Source organism: Catenibacterium sp. RTP21428st1_D7_RTP21428_210409 (genome assembly GCF_040227455.1).
GTDB classification, from domain to species: domain Bacteria; phylum Bacillota_I; class Bacilli_A; order Erysipelotrichales; family Coprobacillaceae; genus Catenibacterium; species Catenibacterium mitsuoka_A.
Genome location: NZ_JBEHVX010000052.1, coordinates 1 through 16,757, shown reverse-complemented (window position 1 = coordinate 16,757; position 16,757 = coordinate 1). Strand labels below are relative to the sequence as shown.

Here is a 16,757-nt window from a genome sequence, read left to right as displayed (position 1 = left end):
TTATGCTGCAAAACAAAAGCACCGTTGTGGTGCTAATGTTTGATTATTTTTGAGACATTATCAATTTCGGTTGACAGCGCTTACATTCAAAGTCTTTTTTAAGTTCTCTCTTTAAAAAATAACAGTAAAAAAGGAGAATTTTTTAAATATTTTAATTCTCCTTATACAATACAAAAACTAATATAAGCTATTTTTGTTCTGATATATACCAATCAATGCATCTCCTTGAAGCATTTTTAATATACGAATCATATCACCTTGAGAGACACTGATACAGCCATTTGTGGCCCTGCCAGTAGAACAATGTAAGAAAATACCACTACCAGCTCCTGGAGTACAAGATGTATTATAGTTAATCGCAATGGCATATCTATAAGCTTCTTGATAGTCTACTAAGTGCTCAGCACTGCTCCATTGGATACCTGTCTGGCTCGCATCGACTAATTTATTGTAGTAAGAGCTATTGCTGTCATCCACCCAATAGTGGTTGTTGTTGACTTGAAGATAGCTTTTAGATGTACCAGGATTACCTGCAATACCAAAGGCCTGTCCAAAGCTATAAACACCTCTTGGTGTCTTTTTATCGCCTTCACGTTTACTTCCTGTAATTCCCCTGCTACCTACTCTCGCACTGCAGCTTAATGTTTCAGTCCAAACACCATTGTGTTTCGTATGTACTGTCAAAGTTGCAGAACTGCCACCATTTCCCACTACTGTAATAGCTTGAGTTGTATGTTTTGATATAGACATATTAGCAACAAAGCTCTGACTTACAGATGGTGATTGAGATGATACAGAAGGGTTATTTGAAGAAGAAACCTGTTTTTTAGCTTGAGATGCATTATTAGAATGTGTTTCAGTTTTTGTCTCTACTGCCTTTTCTTGAGGCACTTCTTTGTCTTTTAAGGTATTACGAATGACCTTTTTACCTTCTTCATTAGTGATTGTCTCAGTCACAAGTTCTTGATTTGAATTAGCTACAGGAGTGATATTTACTGGTAATTCTTTAGTAGTTGTATTACCTGAACTATCCTTCACATTCACCTTTAATGTATAAGTCCCCTCTTTATTTGCATCAATAGCACTAAAATCATAACTTAGTTCTACAGGTGATAAATCTGAAGCATTAAATAAACCTAGCGCATTAAAATCAAATTTACTTAAATCTGTTCCTTTCACAATATCAATACTTGCATAATCAGTATTGACTTCTGGTGCAGTCGTATCAACTACCTTTACCTTTTTAATAAGTTTTTTTTGTATAAAAGTCATTGTAATCTTATAATCACCAATCGCAAAATAATTCTTGCCTTCTTCATATTTAAAATTGGATTTAACCTTTAATCCCTTTACTAATTTCTTATGATCTTTTACATCCATGTCTTTAGTATCTAATAATTCCATTGCATCGTAAGGAAACTTCTTACCATATTCTAATTTAAGCGTTTTATTATCCTTTAAGACAAACTTAGGAACTTTTGTAAGAGTATAGATACCTATACCACCTAAAAGAACCACTACAATGATACACATAATAACTATAATACTTTTCTTTTTTAAATTGATCATTAAATAAACACCCCTTAAACCTCAATTAACCTATTAATTTTTAGTTAATATTTTAAAGATTATTTATATTATAACATATATATATATATATATATATCAATGAGATTAGGATATGTTTATTACTTTATAGTCGTTTATAGAGATAAACAAGTGCAAAAAAACTGACCTTTTATGGTCAGTTTAGTCTCTTTTTCTGCAAATAATATGGATTGGAGTTCCTTCAAATCCAAAACGATCTCTTAAGCAGTTTTCTAGATAACGCTTATATGAGAAATGCATAAACTTAGGATCATTTACAAATAATACAAATGTTGGTGGCTGTACTGCAACCTGGTTGGCATAATAAATCTTAAGTCTTCCACCTTCAAATGTAGTTGTAGGGTTCATTGCCTGAGCATCTACAATAACATCATTTAATACACTTGTAGTTACACGTTTATGAGCATTCATATAAGCTTCTACAATTAAATCAAATAATGTATTAATACGTTGTTTCTTTAAAGCACTAACGAAGGCAATACGTGCATAGTCAAGATACTTGAACTGTTCTCTTAAAGTCTTTTCCATCTTAGCCATTGTCTTTTCATCTTTAGTGACAGCATCCCACTTATTAACAACTAAAACAACAGATTTACCTAATTCATGTGCATAACCAGCTACATGCTTATCCTGTTCAATAATACCTCTTTCACCATCGACAACACAAAGAATAACATCACTCTGTTCTACAGCCTTTAAAGCACGTAGTACTGAATATTTTTCAATATTCTCATAGACTTTACCTTTTTTACGCATGCCTGCTGTATCGATGATTCTATACTTATAACCATCTTTTTCAAATGCTGTATCAATGGCATCTCTTGTTGTTCCTTCAATATTAGAAACAATAACACGGTCTTCACCTAGGATTGCATTAGTTAAAGAAGATTTACCTACATTTGGTCTACCAATAATAGATACCTTGATTTCATCTTCTTCAAATTCATCTTCTTCATCTGGAAGCACTCTAATGACTTCATCAAGAAGATCCCCTACACCAATACCATGAGCACTTGAGACAGGAATTGGTTCACCAATACCTAAACTATAGAAATCATAAATGTTGTCTCTAAATGCGACATCATCAATCTTATTAACAGCTAAAAGTACAGGTTTACCTGACTTCTGAAGCATTCTTGCAACAAAGTTATCTTCACTTGTTAAACCTTCACGTCCATTAACTACAAAGATAATAACATCAGCTTCTTCAATCGCAATCTCAGCCTGAGTCTTGATCTGTTCTCTAAAATCAGCATTCTTTAATTCAATACCACCGGTATCAATAATTCTAAATTCTTTTGTAAGCCAGCTTGCTTTCGCATAAATACGATCTCTTGTAACACCTGGTACGTCTTCTACAATAGAAACACGTTCACCAATAATACGGTTAAATAATGTAGACTTCCCAACATTTGCACGACCTACAATCGCAACAATACCTTTTTTCATATTTCGCCTCCTTATTGAGTCTTTTCTTCAACTAAATTCATAATATGAGCAACAACTTCATCAATAGTCATATCTGAAGTATCAATTTCAATCGCATCATCTGCTTTCTTCAATGGAGAAATCTCACGTGTCATATCTGCTTCATCACGTGCAGCCACTTCCTTCTTGATTTCATCAAGATCAGAATTCAATCCACGACTTAAGTTTTCATTATGACGACGTAAAGCACGACATTCAATAGATGCTACCTGGTAAATTTTTAATTCTGCATTTGGTAATACGACAGTTCCAATATCTCTACCATCAAGAATAACGCCACCTTCTTTGGCCATTTCTCTTTGTTGTGCTACTAAATATGTTCTTACCTTAGAATAAGCAGAAACAATAGATGCACCTGCACTAATTTCATTGACACGAATATCTGAAGTTACATCACGATCATTTAAATAGACAGTGTTATCAGGCATCAATTTAATCTTGATTTCTGGTAATAAACGACAGACAGCATTTTCATCATGAAAATCAACGCCTTTAACAAGTGCATAATATGCCACACAGCGATACATTGCGCCTGTATCAATATAAGTATAACCTAGATTATTTGCAACTCTTTTAGCAATCGTAGACTTACCCGCAGCTGCAGGCCCATCAATCGCAATAGCAATTTTCTTCATTCTAAAATCCCCCTAAATATTCAGAAAAGTCATAACAATAAATACAATCACCGCAACAACAAGTAATCCTACAACACCATTTAAGATCTTTGTAAGTTTAGAATCTTCTTGTTTTTCAGGTAATGGTGCTCTTTTTTGTGCATGTCTTCTCTCATGCTCAGCGTGTGCTGTAGTTCTTACTACTGGTTCAGTTTTTACTGGTTCACGATGTGGTATTTCTTCACTATACTTTCTAAAAGCTTCAACATCTTCTTCAGGTGACATTGCAGCAAGCTTATCCATCAAACTACCGCCCTTTACTGCATGTCCTCTTCTTAACTCAGACGTATGATAATCACAGGTGGTATCCTGTGAAGAAGCATCCTCTTTCATTGCATTCAAAATATCAAGACGTGTATCAATACGTGTTCTAGCCACACTATCACGTTCTTCATGTAATGATTCAAATGGGTTGCTTTCATATTTGAGTGTCTCGTATGTCTTTGGTTCTAGACTTTCATGATGATTTGATTTTGGAATAAATGATAAGAAATCATCATCACTATCATCCTCTTCATGAGGTACATAACTCATATCATCATCAATATTATCACGTAAATCTTTATACTTAGACATTCTTGTCTGTTCTGACATATAATATCACCACCTAATCGTATCTATTATAGCATACCTATAAAATTAAGAAAATAACTTTCAAAAAACCTCATAATCCGTTATAATAGATGTATATGAAATAAGGAGGATATGTAAATGAAAGTTAAAGTTAATGAAGGCTGCTTAGGTTGCGGTGCTTGCACAGGAATCTGTCCAGACGTTTTCGAATTAGATGACGAAGGATTAGCAAAGGTAATCGTTGAAGAAACTGAAGATCCAGCTGTTCAGGATGCTATCGACGGCTGCCCAGTTGGCGTAATTGAAGCTGAATAATAAAGCAAGAGGATGCGATGCATCCTCTTTTATTTTTTGTTTGCGTTCTTCTTTTTTAAAGCCATAGTACGTAATACATTAACTTCTTTAGGCTTTAAACGACGATAAGTACCAGGAGTTAATCCCTTTAAGTCGATTGGACCAATCATAATTCTTCTTAAACGCTTAACAGGATGTCCTACTTCTTCAAACATCTTCTTGATCTGTCTGTTCTTGCCTTCTACTAAACGGATCATCAACATAGTTGTACCATGTTCTTCATCATTTCCAGTAATCGCAATTTCACAAGGTAATGTTTTAACACCTTCTAGATAAATTCCTCTTTCTAGCTGGTTCTTTTCAGCCTTAGTAAGTAATCCCTTAACAGATACTTCATACACCTTTTCTAAATGGCTAGATGGATGCATAATAAGGTTCGCAAATTCACCATCATTTGTCATAAATAAAGCACCTGTTGTATCATAGTCAAGTCTTCCTACTGGATAAACTCTTTCATTACTATCACTAAAATAATCTGCTACACATGTACGATCATGTTCATCACTCATAGTACATACGCATTTTTCTGGTTTATAGAATAAATAATATACTTTATCTTCTTTATTAATAAGTTTTCCATTGACACAGATTGTATCTTTCTTAGTGACCTTAGTACCAAGCACTGTTACCACTTCACCATTCACAGTAACTTTACCCTGCTGAATGAGTTCTTCTGCTTTACGACGTGAAGTATAACCACTCTGTGCAATGACTTTTTGTAATCTTTCTTCCATTGTTTCACCCTTTCTTTTCCATTAACTAATCTACATTAAATCGTCCTTAAATTCAACAAAATATTCATCATAATCATGATGTCTATTAATCATCTTGATTGTATCATCAAGTCCATGATCCTTTAAATAGACAAGCATAAAACGAAGTAAGGCACGTGTTTCAGGATGTAATATATATGAATATTGTCCTGATTCATAGTATTGTAGAGGAAAGGCATCTGTATAATTCTTTCCTTCATATATCTTACTTGCTGCAACTCTATCACAGAACATCTCTAGTACATAATTATAAGGCATTTTGGCAGGTACTTGCCCTTTTCTAGTAAAATCCACCCAATATTCCCAATGATGTTTATTACGGCCTTTATGATGAAGCCAGGCTGTTGAATAGCCTATTTCATTTCTTTCAACACTATTAGGAGAATAAGTACCTTTATAATACTTGATTCCTGTAATAAATTCAGTAGGAGTATATTTAGATAAGTCATGTAATAAGCCCTGCTTATATAAGTGTACTTTAAAGCATAGCTTTCCTACTAATATCTTATGTTTTGTGATTGTTTTAAAATGTCCCCATATATGCACTGTATTTTCCTCATTTCTGTGTGTCTACAACTATAACATAAAATCATTCTTAAGTATATGTCTTTTCTTTTTAGAATTCAATGTTATAATGATAGAGAATTGGAGGTAGAACTATGGCATTTCACATTGAAATAGAAACAAATATTGATGATGCTTCACTTGATGTAGAAAGCTGTGAGGAGGTTATTACTTTCTTAGAGAATTCCTACAAAAATGTGAGAGCAGAAATATATAGTTACTGCTTAGGTATGCGTACTTTAAGATATGCATTAATAAGTATTGTCGTATTAGGTATCCTTTTCTTTATTAGTCATTCTAAGTTATTCTTATTTGGAATGCCAATCGTGACACTCTTGATCATGCTTGGTACCATTTCTCTTGCAGAATCAACTTCTGTGGCAGTAAAGAAACAGGTTAAAGAAAAGATAGAGTATTATAAACGTCGTTTAAAACTATTAAAAGAATGTAAACTATAAAAAAAGTCAGAAACTAATTCGTTTCTGGCTTTTCTTCTACCTTTTCCTGATATTTTGTATTGAAGATATCTTCTTCATCAAATTCAGATTCAATTTCTTTAAGTTCTGGTAATTCATCCAAGCTTTTTAAGTTAAAAGCATCCATGAATTCATCAGTAACACCATATAAGACTGGTTTACCTGGTGAATCATCACGTCCTACTTCTTTAATAAGGGCTTGTGCTAAAAGCTTACGAATCATTGATTCACAGCCTACACCACGTATTTCTTCAATACGAATTCTAGTAACAGGCTGATAATAAGCCACAATAGCTAATGTTTCTAAGGCTGATTTAGATAGTTTTCTACCACTTGTAGTCATCATCTTCTTATAATAGACATCATGCTGAGGCAATGTGACCATCTTATAAGTACCACCAAAATCACATATATCTACACCCTTAACTGTTTTAGAAGCATAATAAGAGAGTAATTCATCCATCAGTTCATATGCTTCTTTCTTAGTGATTTCTAATGCTTCCGCAACATCTTTAATTGTAACACCTTCATCACCATAGATATAAAGCATACCTTCTATGACTGATAAATACTCATTCTTGTCCATAGCTTGTTCCTTTCAAATAAATCTTTTCAAAATTACCACTTTGAGTAATCAATAACTCACTGTTTTTCACTAAGACTAGAATAGAAAGGAATGTGACTATCGCAAAATAGCGGTCTCCTTCATCAAACAAGTCTTCAAAATCAACAGTTTTATCTTTATGACGTAAGAAATAGCTTCTGATCTGTTCAGTTCTTTCATCAATAGATATTTCTACACGTGCAATCTTTGATTCAAGGGGCTGGAGTAATGCACGTCTTTGCATGACTCTTTGCATTGCCTTGATGAGATCATATACTTCCATTCCCTCAGGAATAGTTTCTTCACCACTAGGAAGATATTCTTCAAGTGCTGAAGGTATTTTAGAATGCATTGTCTGACGTTTATCATAAGAAGCTTCAAAGGCTTCTAAGATACCGTTAATACGGTTCTTTTCAATCAGTCTTTCAATCATTCTTTTTCTTTCTGCTTCATAATCATCTTCTTCATCTATTTCTGGCTTAGGAAGTAATAGTTTACTTTTCATTTCAATAAGCCAGGCTGCCATAACTAAATATTCAGAGACAGCTTCTAAGAGTGAAGGATCCATTGTTTGAATATAAGCGAGATACTGGTCACATACAGCCGCTACATCAAGATCAAGAAGATCCATATCATGTTCTTTTATTAGATGAAGCAAGAGATCGAGCGGCCCAGTAAACTGGTCAACTGTGACCTGATATTCCATATCTATACTCCTATTTATATAATTTATCCATCTGTTTCAATAATGGGAATCCAATAATGATTTCTAATGGAATAATAAAGCATGCCTTAATCACACGAATACTTACAGATACCACAAATGGAATGCCATACATGATCTGTAGCCAGAAAGGTGTTAAGCAGAATGTAATTGCAAGTTCTACTAGAATAACACTTAATAGCCAAGTACCAAATAATGACACATCATTGTCTTTCATATTCTTTGTGCGTTTCAACATGAACAAGATAAAACCTATAGAGGCAATAAGGCAGAGTCCAATCATAACACCTTTTTGTAAAGATGTTAATGTATAAGTGACTTTACCGATAGAGATTGTTTTTTGTAAAGCAACAAAAAGCGATCCTGCTCCACCAAATAATGCAATCATGAGACATACAATCTTACTGAATCGTTTTCCATCTACATTCTTTACTTTTACAGCAATCAGTGATGGGATTAAACCAATCAGTACCTGATTGAGTGTAAATCCAAAGAATGGGAATCCTGTTGGGGATATCACTAAACCAAGTAAATCAGTAATTAAACCAATGAGATAAGCATAGCTTGGTGAAAGAATCACACCTGCTAACATAACAGGAATATATTCAAAACCAATCTTTAAGCTTTCAGCACCAAATAACGGTACCATAATAGTAAGTCTCTTCAAAATCAATGTGATGATAATAATTAAAGCACTAAATGCGAGCTTTTTGGTATTTCTTCTTTCTAATGGGTAAAACTTAAAACAGTAAATACCAAGTAATACTAAAATACATACAATAATAATTTGAATCATTTTTTTAAATGCTACAATAAACAAATGTTTCTGTTTCAACCTATCGCTAGTCCACAGACGTTAATTCCGATCATCTCTGACCGTACACTTGCCTTCTTATAGGCTCCTCCTTTTCTTTTTTAACAGTTATTACGGTCCTCGCCTTTAATAAAAGCGATAATGTTTTCACGTACTTCAAGAATCAAACGATGTCTTGCTTCTACTGAACCCCATGCGACATGTGGTGTGAAAACGACCTTGTGAGGATCAACACTATATAAAGGACTTGTTGAAGGAAGTGGTTCTTTTTCAAATACATCTAAACCTGCTCCAGCAATAAGGTTATTATTTAATGCATCACTTAATGCTTCTTCATCGATAATAGGACCACGTCCTACATTAATAAGATAAGCTGTATCTTTCATCTTCTTGAAAGCTTCTGCATCAAATAAATGTTCTGTCTCTTTTGTAAGAGGTGAATGAATAGAAATAATGTCACTTGTTTTAAGTAATGTATCAAAATCCACCTGCTTGAAGTGTTCATCCTGATGATGTCCAGTTGTAGAATAATACTGCACCTGACATCCTAATGCTTCCGCAATACGTGCAACGCGCTGACCGATTGCGCCTAGACCAACAATTCCCCAAGTCATAGTAGATAGTTCATGAAACGAGTAACCAAAGAATGAGAAGACCTTATCCTTTTCATATTGATGTGATTTTACATAACTATCATAGCGTGATGTATGTTCAATGAGTTCTAGACATAATGCAAGAGTAAGCTGAGCAACGGCTTCAGTAGAATATCCTTTTACGTTAGCTACTCGGATTCCTTTTTCTTTTGCATAATCTAAATCTACATTGTTTGTACCAGTGGCTGTTACAGCAATCATCTTAAGATATGGACAGCGGTCAATTTCTACTTTTCTAAACAGATTCTTATTTGTAATAACAATATCTGCATCCTTACAAAGAGAAATGACATCTAACTGGTCTACATTTTCATGATAAGTCACTCTTCCAAGATCATCAAAGATATGTGTATCCACATCTTTTCCAAGTGTTTCTACCTGCAAGAAGACAATACGAAGTTCCTGATGTAATAAATCAAGAATTTCTTCTTTTGTATGGTCCTGCATCATCTTACCAAAAATAATACATTCATTAAAGTCTAAAACTTCAGCTTCATGTAATTTTCCACAAACTTTTCCATCAATCATCTCATATGTGAGCATTCCACCCATCATAGCCATACCTAATGCTTTAGAGGTAATGCCTTCATCATCATTAATGGCTTCAAGAATCACTTCTTTAAAATGTGGATCTGCTTCAATTGATGCTTCAATAACATCTTTTAATGTATCATGCTTTAAAATTTCTTTTCTAAATGCATCATGATAAATAAAAGGCAATACAATGTCATAAAGTTCCATAGGAACAGGTTTTTCATATCCCTTTGAGAAGTTATATAAAATCGCAATTCCTAATCGCTCATCTTTCATTTTATCAACTAATTTCATTCATCTTCCTCCATTAAATATACTTCAACACGTTGTCTTTCTGCTTTCTTTTTATCATCATAGAAGATCAGACATGTTTTCATCTTCTTATCCATATAATCATAACGCAATACATTATAAGAATAGTAATGACTTTCACTTTCTTTTAAGCCACCTGTTGCACTTCCTGCTGAGATATAGTATGTACCTTTTTTATTCATGAAATAAGGCACATGCTTATGACCATGAAGCACATATTTAATATGACGCTGTGTGAGCCATGTGGCAAACATTTCTGCATCTACAAGTGCCTTAGATTTATCCAATATACTTCCAAATATAGATTTTTCACGCCATTGTATTTTTAAGAAGTCTGACTTAGAGACTTTAAATACATGATGATGTAGTAAGACCACAATCGTATAATCTTCTAGATTTTCTATACCTGCAAGTTCTGAATCTATTTGATCTAATTGTCTTCTTGTGATCATTCCTCTAGCTAAATTACCACCAGCATTAGAATCTATCTTTACAAGTACAATCTTATCTTTTTCTATAACCTTGATCTTTTCACCTAGTAAATAGGCTATGACTTTTGTACGTTGTCTTCCACCAATACTCAAGCCTTTTACTATCATATCATGGTTACCTAACACAAAGGTGATATCTGCCTTATATCTCTTTCTAATCATTGTCATAAAGCCATTGGCCTGATACATATTCTTTGTATTAGGAGAGTTCATAAGATCTCCTGTAATAAAGACCTGCTTTTGATGAGAACTCTGTGCATATTGATCACATTCATCTAATGAATCTAGTAAATTAGAGACTGCTTTCAGCTTCTTTTTAGGACCTAGATGTAAATCAGATAAATGATAAATAAATGAAGAATGACCTTCTTTATTAAACATTGTCTTCTCATCAATTCTCTTTTGTAATGCCTTTGCCTGGGAAATACTATGTAATGGGTAAAAGGATGCATGTTGAGAATTAAATATGAGTCCTCCAGGCCATTCATCTGCATAAAATAAAGCTTCAAGTAGTCCAGGGAATGGATCTAAGAAAGACAAGTCTTCCTGCTTAAAAGGTTTGCTTATTGTAAAGATATAGTCCACCCCTGTAAAAGAATAGTCTTTAATTTCTTTATTAATACCAGGAATAAGAAATAAGAAAATCTTATCTTTAAGGAAAGAACGGATACGTTGTAAACCTTCCTGCAAATTAGTATGTGTCAGCATGGATATATCCTTGATTGTCATACCAGGACGAATCATACTGAATGAATACTCATCAATCATATCGAGTTCTCTAATTTCTATGTGATGATTTCTTAACCACTGTCGATAATCATTAAAAGATTGGTAATCCAATAAAGCGCGAGAAAAAGCACGGTCATGATGATAAATCATATTAAAAAAAGCATTAATACCACTAAATTCATCCATAATAGTACTTCCTTTAAGAAAAAAGACCACATATGTGGTCTTTTAGAATTTTAAGTTACGTGGTGTACGTGGGAATGGTTCTACATCTCTGATGTTAGCCATACCAGTTAAATACATTAAGAAACGGTCAAAACCTAAGCCGAATCCAGCATGCTTACATCCACCAAAGCGGCGTAAATCCATATACCACTGTAGTGTTTCTTTGTTCATGCCCTTTTCATCCATAAGCTTTTCAAGAACATCATAACGTTCTTCTCTCTGTGAACCACCAACTAATTCACCGATGCCAGGTACTAATAAGTCACAAGCTGCAACTGTCTTGTTGTCATCATTTAAACGCATATAGAACGCTTTGATTTCTTTTGGATAATCTGTTAAGAATACAGGACCACCTACAACTTCTTCACAGATATAACGTTCATGTTCAGCATTTAAGTCAATACCCCATTCAACCTTGTTGTCAAACTTCACATCAGCTTTTAATAAATGATCAATAGCTTCTGTATAAGTCATACGTGCAAAGTGAGAATCTCTAACCTTTGTGATACGGTTGATACAGTCATGGTCAACCATCTGTTCAAAGAATTTCATTTCTTCTGGAGCATTATCTAAGCAGTACTGAATACAGTATTTAACCATTTCTTCAATTAAACACATATCATCTTCAAGATCAGCAAATGCGATTTCTGGTTCTACCATCCAGAATTCACTGGCATGTCTTGATGTATTTGAGTTTTCAGCTCTAAATGCAGGACCAAAAGTATATACATCTCTAAATGCCATAGCGAATGCTTCTACATGTAACTGTCCTGTTACTGTTAAGTAAGCTTCTTTTTCAAAGAAATCCTTAGAGAAATCAGTATCATCAATAGTTGTGACTCTAAACATTTCTCCAGCACCTTCACCATCATTAGATGTAATGATTGGTGTATGTACATAGACGAATCCCTGATCCTGGAAGAACTCATGAATAGCCATAGATAATACAGATCTTAATCTGAAGATAGCATAGAATGAGTTTGCTCTTGGTCTTAAATGAGGGATTTCTCTCATAAATTCAAAAGAGTGTCTCTTCTTCTGTAATGGATAATCACTATCACAGTCACCTTCAAGAATAATTTCAGTGGCTTCTACTTCAAATGGCTGTTTTGCATCAGGTGTTAATTTTAATTTACCTAATACATGAATAGCTGAACCAGTTGAGATATGTGAAACCTCATCAAAGTTCTTTAATTTTTCTTTTAAGTAAACAACCTGACAGTTTCTAAAATAAGAACCATCATTTAATGCGATGAATCCTAGTTTACCACTATCTCTATTTGTTCTTACCCATCCTTCTAATTCTACATACTCTACGTTATCTGTTTCTACTGCGTTATCTGCACGACAGATTTCATAAAGTTCTCTTACTGTCATAAATTCAAACATCCTTCTTACTCCTTTGTATTCGATTTCATTTTTAATTCTAATTCTTGTATTGCGACAACAACATCCACATTCTGTACTTCTACTCCCTGAGGTACAATGAAATGAGAGTGGGTGAAGTCTACAATGCCTTTAATCCCTAATGCTACTAAGCGGTCCACCATTTCCTGTACATTATCAGAAATTGCGAGAATCGCAATCTTACAGTCCTTAGGAAATGTTTTTTCCAAATCATCACTCTTATGAATCTTGACACCAAAACGTTCACCTTCAATATTAGCATCTTTATCATAAGCACAGACAATCTGTCCCACTGTATATTTCCAGCGGTTATATTTCAAAATAGCTGATCCTAAATTACCCACACCAATGAGAATAATAGGTTCATCAAGTCCTAAACCTAAGAAGTCACTGAGTGTTTCAATCATCTCTTTTGTATCATAACCATAGCCTCTTTTACCAAGTGTATTCTTCTGAGGCAAAAAGCCAAAATCACGACGAATAGTCGTATCCTGGATATGAGTAACTTCTGCAAGTTCACTCGATAAGAAGTTTTCTTTACCTTCATGCCCCATAACTCTTAAAGCCTTCAAATAAACAGGAAAACGTGTCATCGTCGCACGTGAAATTTTCTGTTTCTTTTCATTACTCATAGTTGTCTCCTACACTTTCCGCCTCTAAGTCATAATCCGGCTTAACAGATAAGTCCAAAGGGGCAAACATATTATATTTATACATGATACTTGCAGCAGATGCAATCATTGCTGCATTATCTGTACAATACTTCAATGGTGGAAAAATAACAGGAATATCACTTGTACTCATTTTTTCTCTGAGACCTTTGTTCGCACTTACACCACCTGCTACAATAATCTGCTTTACACCAAGATCATGAGCAGCTGCTAAAGCTTTAGAAGCAATCGTATCCATAGCCACATCCTGGAATGAGCAGGCTAAGTCATTGCCATTGATTTCCTCTCCTCTTTGGTCTGCATTATGCTTTAAGTTGATGACAGCGCTCTTTAAGCCACTGAAACTGAAGTTATAGCTTCCATCATCAAGCGGTTTAGGAAGTGTATAGCTATGAGTTCCCTCATGTGCCATTTTATCTAATACAGGTCCTCCAGGATATGGAAGATGTAAAACACGTCCTACCTTGTCATAGGCTTCTCCAATTGCATCATCAAATGTTGTACCAATAACCTCGAAAGAGAATTCCTTTTTCATATAAACAAGTTCTGTATGTCCTCCTGAAACAACTAATGCCATTGCAGGATATTCAATATCATTTACGAGCTCATTGGCATAAATATGCCCCGCAATATGATGTACACCAATCAAAGGCTTATTTAAATAAATAGCCAATGTCTTGGCTTCCTGCATCCCAACATGCAAAGAACCTACAAGTCCTGGTCCTTTAGTGACTGCAATTGCATCAATCTCCTCAATAGAAATATCTGCCTGACTAAGTGCTTCCTTTAAAACAGTGCTGACACATTCAACATGCTTACGACTGGCAATTTCTGGAACAACACCACCATATTGTTTATGGATATCGATCTGTGATGCAACAACATGACTTAATAACTCTTTTCCATCCTTAAGAATTGCAACACTCATTTCATCACAGCTTGATTCAATAGCAAGAATAACAGCCATTATTTTTTCCTCCTTTCTTACCATGAGATAGGCATCCTCATGGTCTGCATAATAATCTTTACGTATAGCACATATCTCATAGCCATACCTCTTATATAAACGAATCGCACGTTCATTTGATACACGTACTTCTAAACTATAATTCATACATCCTTTATTATGTCCTTCTTTTAATCCATAATCCATCAATAACTTAGAAAGGCCTTTTCCCTGATAATTTGGATCAATACCAATTGTAGTCAGTTCACAGTTTTCATAAGCATACCAGAATCCTGCATAACCAACAATTTTGTCATCTACAAGAACATAATAATGAGCATAATCATTTGTCTTTAATTCATGAAGAAAATCTTCTTTAGACCAGGCAGGAGTAAATAATAACCCTTCTAGTCTTTCAATTTCATCAAGATCTTCTTCCTGCATTTCTCTTAATAACATGCTTTCTTAGCCTCAACATCTTTAATATATGTCGGTACTAATAGATCTACATTCTTGATTGGATCAGCCATCTGACCTAATGCATAAATATTAGCACAAAGATCACATTCTTTTTCATCTAATCCAAGACATCCTACTTCACCCACAAGTTCAAAGTCTTCATATTCAGCACGTAAGTGGGCAAAGTCTTCTAAAGTCACGACCTGTTCCTTAATTAAAGGAAGACCATTTTCATAAACACCAACAAAGACCTTATGTCCTCTTGCATCAATAACACTTAATGCCTGATTCATACCTGCATAAGCAGCTAAAGAACTGACTGATTTAATTCTTACATCAGACACTGCAGCAAGTGTCTTTGCGATAGTCATAGCTACTCTGACACCTGTATAAGAGCCAGGTCCTGATGTGATAATCATTTCATTGACATCCTTCAATGCAATATGATGACGATCAAGCACTTCCTTTAATGTAGGAATTGCTTTTTCTGATTGTCTTCTAGAGCCTTTTTCCTGGAAGGCTTCTAGACACACATTATCCTGATATAAGCCTACAGCTAAATAACTATTTGATGTATCCATCACTAAACTAATCATGTGTAACCTCCCTCACATAGTTCTCATATTTTTCACCGATAGGATGAAGCTTTAAAGAACGTGTTTCATCTTCATTCTTTATTATTTCTATTTCTAATCTTTCTTCTGGAATAATGTCTTCAATAAACTGTGGCCATTCAATCACACATAAGCCATCATCTTCAAACATCTCCTCAAACCCCAAATCATCATCTGCCCCTTCTAGGCGATATGCATCAAAATGATAGAGGGTCATACGTCCAGAATAAACCTTCACAATAGTAAAAGTTGGAGAATTGATGATCTTCTTGATGCCAAGTCCCTGCCCTATTCCTTTTGTGAATGTAGTCTTACCAGCCCCTAAATCACCTGTTAATGTGATAATAGAATGGGGAAAGATTGTTTCTCCAATACGTTTACCAAAAGCAATCATTTCAGCTTCATTTTTTAAGTTTATCATTTTTAGTTCCTCTATTTTTCATCATCTGCTGATACTTATTATACCACTCCTGGGCAAATCCTGCACGAAAAGGACCAGATGCATTCATCGTCATCACAATCAAACGATTGAGCTGTTCATGGAATATCTCATCTAATTCATCTGAATATTGATATTTAATACGATGAGCCGCATATTCACCTTCATCTAACACCTTATAACGATAGCCAGGCCATACCTTTAAATCAAGGTCATAATCAATATATTTAAGTGCTTCTCCATCATATAATATAGGAGAGGCAATATTACAATAATAATAGATACCATCACTACGGATCATACAAATCACATTATACCATCTATCCTTAGGAAAATAACAGATAGCTGGTTCTTTAGTGACCCAGGAACGACCATCTGATTCTGTAACTAATGTATTATTATTTATACCGATAAAATGGCGATCTGTTTCTTCTAATATCTTACAGCGTGACCACGTACGATGTGGTTTACCGTCATGTTTATAGCAATGGATGAGCACATCCTGCCCCACTAATGAATTCTTCATAATCAAACCTCTTTCAACCTATGGTAGTGTCAAAAATCTATATCACATAGCATAAATACACTACCCTCAATTTTATCTATATAAACAGTAAAATGATTA

19 protein-coding genes and 1 pseudogene are annotated in these 16,757 nt (G+C 34.4%); 2 read left to right on the top strand and 18 right to left on the bottom strand.

Annotation, left to right across the window (positions count from 1 at the left end):
• Nucleotides 1-177: 177 nt before the first annotated feature.
• The 4 genes from ABUA27_RS08300 to ABUA27_RS08285 all read right to left on the bottom strand — a co-directional run bounded on the left by ABUA27_RS08300 (nucleotide 178) and on the right by ABUA27_RS08285 (nucleotide 4,364).
• Nucleotides 178-1,569, bottom strand: a complete 1,392-nt coding sequence (locus ABUA27_RS08300) for a L,D-transpeptidase family protein (RefSeq protein ID WP_349820547.1) — start codon at nucleotides 1,567-1,569, stop codon at nucleotides 178-180.
• A gap of 180 nt (nucleotides 1,570-1,749) precedes the next feature.
• Nucleotides 1,750-3,057, bottom strand: a complete 1,308-nt coding sequence (gene der / locus ABUA27_RS08295) for a ribosome biogenesis GTPase Der (protein ID WP_117459621.1) — start codon at nucleotides 3,055-3,057, stop codon at nucleotides 1,750-1,752.
• 11 nt (nucleotides 3,058-3,068) lie between these two features.
• Nucleotides 3,069-3,731, bottom strand: a complete 663-nt coding sequence (gene cmk / locus ABUA27_RS08290; RefSeq protein WP_129980857.1) for a (d)CMP kinase — start codon at nucleotides 3,729-3,731, stop codon at nucleotides 3,069-3,071.
• A 12-nt stretch (nucleotides 3,732-3,743) separates the two neighbouring features.
• Nucleotides 3,744-4,364 (bottom strand): hypothetical protein, encoded by a 621-nt coding sequence (locus ABUA27_RS08285; protein ID WP_129980856.1) that lies wholly within the window; start codon nucleotides 4,362-4,364, stop codon nucleotides 3,744-3,746.
• Between the two features lie 117 nt (nucleotides 4,365-4,481).
• On the opposite strand from ABUA27_RS08285, the gene ABUA27_RS08280 reads away from it, so the two are divergent.
• Nucleotides 4,482-4,658 (top strand): ferredoxin, encoded by a 177-nt coding sequence (locus ABUA27_RS08280; RefSeq protein WP_022424255.1) that lies wholly within the window; start codon nucleotides 4,482-4,484, stop codon nucleotides 4,656-4,658.
• A gap of 29 nt (nucleotides 4,659-4,687) precedes the next feature.
• Here the strand turns inward: ABUA27_RS08280 and ABUA27_RS08275 are convergent, their stop codons facing one another.
• Together ABUA27_RS08275 and ABUA27_RS08270 are read right to left on the bottom strand one after the other, a co-directional pair.
• A complete protein-coding gene (locus ABUA27_RS08275; protein ID WP_129980855.1) occupies nucleotides 4,688-5,431 on the bottom strand; it encodes a pseudouridine synthase in 744 nt (247 codons plus the stop codon).
• A 30-nt stretch (nucleotides 5,432-5,461) separates the two neighbouring features.
• Entirely contained in the window at nucleotides 5,462-6,016 is a 555-nt protein-coding gene (locus tag ABUA27_RS08270; RefSeq protein ID WP_349820546.1) for a DUF5662 family protein, read from the bottom strand.
• A 113-nt stretch (nucleotides 6,017-6,129) separates the two neighbouring features.
• On the opposite strand from ABUA27_RS08270, the gene ABUA27_RS08265 reads away from it, so the two are divergent.
• A complete protein-coding gene (locus ABUA27_RS08265) occupies nucleotides 6,130-6,492 on the top strand; it encodes a hypothetical protein (RefSeq protein ID WP_022424252.1) in 363 nt (120 codons plus the stop codon).
• Between the two features lie 13 nt (nucleotides 6,493-6,505).
• On the opposite strand, the gene scpB is transcribed toward ABUA27_RS08265, so the two are convergent.
• The 12 genes and pseudogenes from scpB to ABUA27_RS08205 all read right to left on the bottom strand — a co-directional run bounded on the left by scpB (nucleotide 6,506) and on the right by ABUA27_RS08205 (nucleotide 16,658).
• Entirely contained in the window at nucleotides 6,506-7,096 is a 591-nt protein-coding gene (gene scpB / locus ABUA27_RS08260) for an SMC-Scp complex subunit ScpB (protein ID WP_129980853.1), read from the bottom strand.
• A complete protein-coding gene (locus tag ABUA27_RS08255; protein WP_022424251.1) occupies nucleotides 7,083-7,820 on the bottom strand; it encodes a segregation and condensation protein A in 738 nt (245 codons plus the stop codon). The genes scpB and ABUA27_RS08255 overlap by 14 nt, the downstream gene beginning before the upstream one ends.
• Nucleotides 7,821-7,830: 10 nt before the next feature.
• Nucleotides 7,831-8,673, bottom strand: coding sequence for a folate family ECF transporter S component (locus ABUA27_RS08250; protein ID WP_349820545.1), 843 nt, complete (start codon nucleotides 8,671-8,673; stop codon nucleotides 7,831-7,833).
• Nucleotides 8,674-8,753: 80 nt separating this feature from the next.
• Nucleotides 8,754-10,133: an NAD(P)-dependent oxidoreductase gene (locus ABUA27_RS08245; protein ID WP_217746921.1), complete on the bottom strand. Its 1,380-nt coding sequence runs from the start codon at nucleotides 10,131-10,133 to the stop codon at nucleotides 8,754-8,756.
• Nucleotides 10,130-11,557: a metallophosphoesterase family protein gene (locus tag ABUA27_RS08240; protein WP_287844688.1), complete on the bottom strand. Its 1,428-nt coding sequence runs from the start codon at nucleotides 11,555-11,557 to the stop codon at nucleotides 10,130-10,132. The genes ABUA27_RS08245 and ABUA27_RS08240 overlap by 4 nt, the downstream gene beginning before the upstream one ends.
• A 42-nt stretch (nucleotides 11,558-11,599) precedes the next feature.
• Nucleotides 11,600-12,985, bottom strand: a complete 1,386-nt coding sequence (gene asnS / locus ABUA27_RS08235; RefSeq protein WP_129980849.1) for an asparagine--tRNA ligase — start codon at nucleotides 12,983-12,985, stop codon at nucleotides 11,600-11,602.
• A gap of 5 nt (nucleotides 12,986-12,990) precedes the next feature.
• A complete protein-coding gene (locus ABUA27_RS08230; RefSeq protein ID WP_022424247.1) occupies nucleotides 12,991-13,635 on the bottom strand; it encodes a redox-sensing transcriptional repressor Rex in 645 nt (214 codons plus the stop codon).
• Complete coding sequence (gene tsaD / locus ABUA27_RS08225; protein ID WP_022424246.1) at nucleotides 13,628-14,641, bottom strand: tRNA (adenosine(37)-N6)-threonylcarbamoyltransferase complex transferase subunit TsaD; 1,014 nt, start codon at nucleotides 14,639-14,641, stop codon at nucleotides 13,628-13,630. The genes ABUA27_RS08230 and tsaD overlap by 8 nt, the downstream gene beginning before the upstream one ends.
• A 33-nt stretch (nucleotides 14,642-14,674) precedes the next feature.
• A pseudogene (rimI, locus tag ABUA27_RS08220) lies at nucleotides 14,675-15,064 on the bottom strand (ribosomal protein S18-alanine N-acetyltransferase); the annotation flags it as partial.
• Nucleotides 15,065-15,069: 5 nt separating this feature from the next.
• Nucleotides 15,070-15,675 carry a tRNA (adenosine(37)-N6)-threonylcarbamoyltransferase complex dimerization subunit type 1 TsaB gene (gene tsaB, locus ABUA27_RS08215; RefSeq protein WP_022424244.1) on the bottom strand — a complete coding sequence of 202 codons (606 nt, stop codon included), beginning with the start codon at nucleotides 15,673-15,675 and terminating at the stop codon, nucleotides 15,070-15,072.
• Nucleotides 15,668-16,114, bottom strand: coding sequence for a tRNA (adenosine(37)-N6)-threonylcarbamoyltransferase complex ATPase subunit type 1 TsaE (tsaE, locus tag ABUA27_RS08210; RefSeq protein ID WP_129980847.1), 447 nt, complete (start codon nucleotides 16,112-16,114; stop codon nucleotides 15,668-15,670). The genes tsaB and tsaE overlap by 8 nt, the downstream gene beginning before the upstream one ends.
• Nucleotides 16,095-16,658: a DUF402 domain-containing protein gene (locus ABUA27_RS08205; protein WP_006506926.1), complete on the bottom strand. Its 564-nt coding sequence runs from the start codon at nucleotides 16,656-16,658 to the stop codon at nucleotides 16,095-16,097. The genes tsaE and ABUA27_RS08205 overlap by 20 nt, the downstream gene beginning before the upstream one ends.
• Between the last annotated feature and the right edge of the window lie 99 nt (nucleotides 16,659-16,757).

What these genes read in the sequence shown, in the direction of transcription:
- ABUA27_RS08285 (WP_129980856.1), bottom strand. Translation starts at nt 4,364, where the DNA reads ATGTCAGAACAGACAAGAATGTCTAAGTATAAAGATTTACGTGATAAT.
- tsaE (WP_129980847.1), bottom strand. Translation starts at nt 16,114, where the DNA reads ATGATAAACTTAAAAAATGAAGCTGAAATGATTGCTTTTGGTAAACGT.
- ABUA27_RS08245 (WP_217746921.1), bottom strand. Translation starts at nt 10,133, where the DNA reads ATGAAATTAGTTGATAAAATGAAAGATGAGCGATTAGGAATTGCGATT.
- ABUA27_RS08280 (WP_022424255.1), top strand. Translation starts at nt 4,482, where the DNA reads ATGAAAGTTAAAGTTAATGAAGGCTGCTTAGGTTGCGGTGCTTGCACA.
- tsaB (WP_022424244.1), bottom strand. Translation starts at nt 15,675, where the DNA reads ATGATTAGTTTAGTGATGGATACATCAAATAGTTATTTAGCTGTAGGC.
- ABUA27_RS08240 (WP_287844688.1), bottom strand. Translation starts at nt 11,557, where the DNA reads ATGGATGAATTTAGTGGTATTAATGCTTTTTTTAATATGATTTATCAT.
- cmk (WP_129980857.1), bottom strand. Translation starts at nt 3,731, where the DNA reads ATGAAGAAAATTGCTATTGCGATTGATGGGCCTGCAGCTGCGGGTAAG.
- asnS (WP_129980849.1), bottom strand. Translation starts at nt 12,985, where the DNA reads ATGTTTGAATTTATGACAGTAAGAGAACTTTATGAAATCTGTCGTGCA.
- ABUA27_RS08205 (WP_006506926.1), bottom strand. Translation starts at nt 16,658, where the DNA reads ATGAAGAATTCATTAGTGGGGCAGGATGTGCTCATCCATTGCTATAAA.
- der (WP_117459621.1), bottom strand. Translation starts at nt 3,057, where the DNA reads ATGAAAAAAGGTATTGTTGCGATTGTAGGTCGTGCAAATGTTGGGAAG.
- ABUA27_RS08275 (WP_129980855.1), bottom strand. Translation starts at nt 5,431, where the DNA reads ATGGAAGAAAGATTACAAAAAGTCATTGCACAGAGTGGTTATACTTCA.
- tsaD (WP_022424246.1), bottom strand. Translation starts at nt 14,641, where the DNA reads ATGGCTGTTATTCTTGCTATTGAATCAAGCTGTGATGAAATGAGTGTT.
- ABUA27_RS08255 (WP_022424251.1), bottom strand. Translation starts at nt 7,820, where the DNA reads ATGGAATATCAGGTCACAGTTGACCAGTTTACTGGGCCGCTCGATCTC.
- scpB (WP_129980853.1), bottom strand. Translation starts at nt 7,096, where the DNA reads ATGGACAAGAATGAGTATTTATCAGTCATAGAAGGTATGCTTTATATC.
- ABUA27_RS08230 (WP_022424247.1), bottom strand. Translation starts at nt 13,635, where the DNA reads ATGAGTAATGAAAAGAAACAGAAAATTTCACGTGCGACGATGACACGT.
- ABUA27_RS08300 (WP_349820547.1), bottom strand. Translation starts at nt 1,569, where the DNA reads ATGATCAATTTAAAAAAGAAAAGTATTATAGTTATTATGTGTATCATT.
- ABUA27_RS08265 (WP_022424252.1), top strand. Translation starts at nt 6,130, where the DNA reads ATGGCATTTCACATTGAAATAGAAACAAATATTGATGATGCTTCACTT.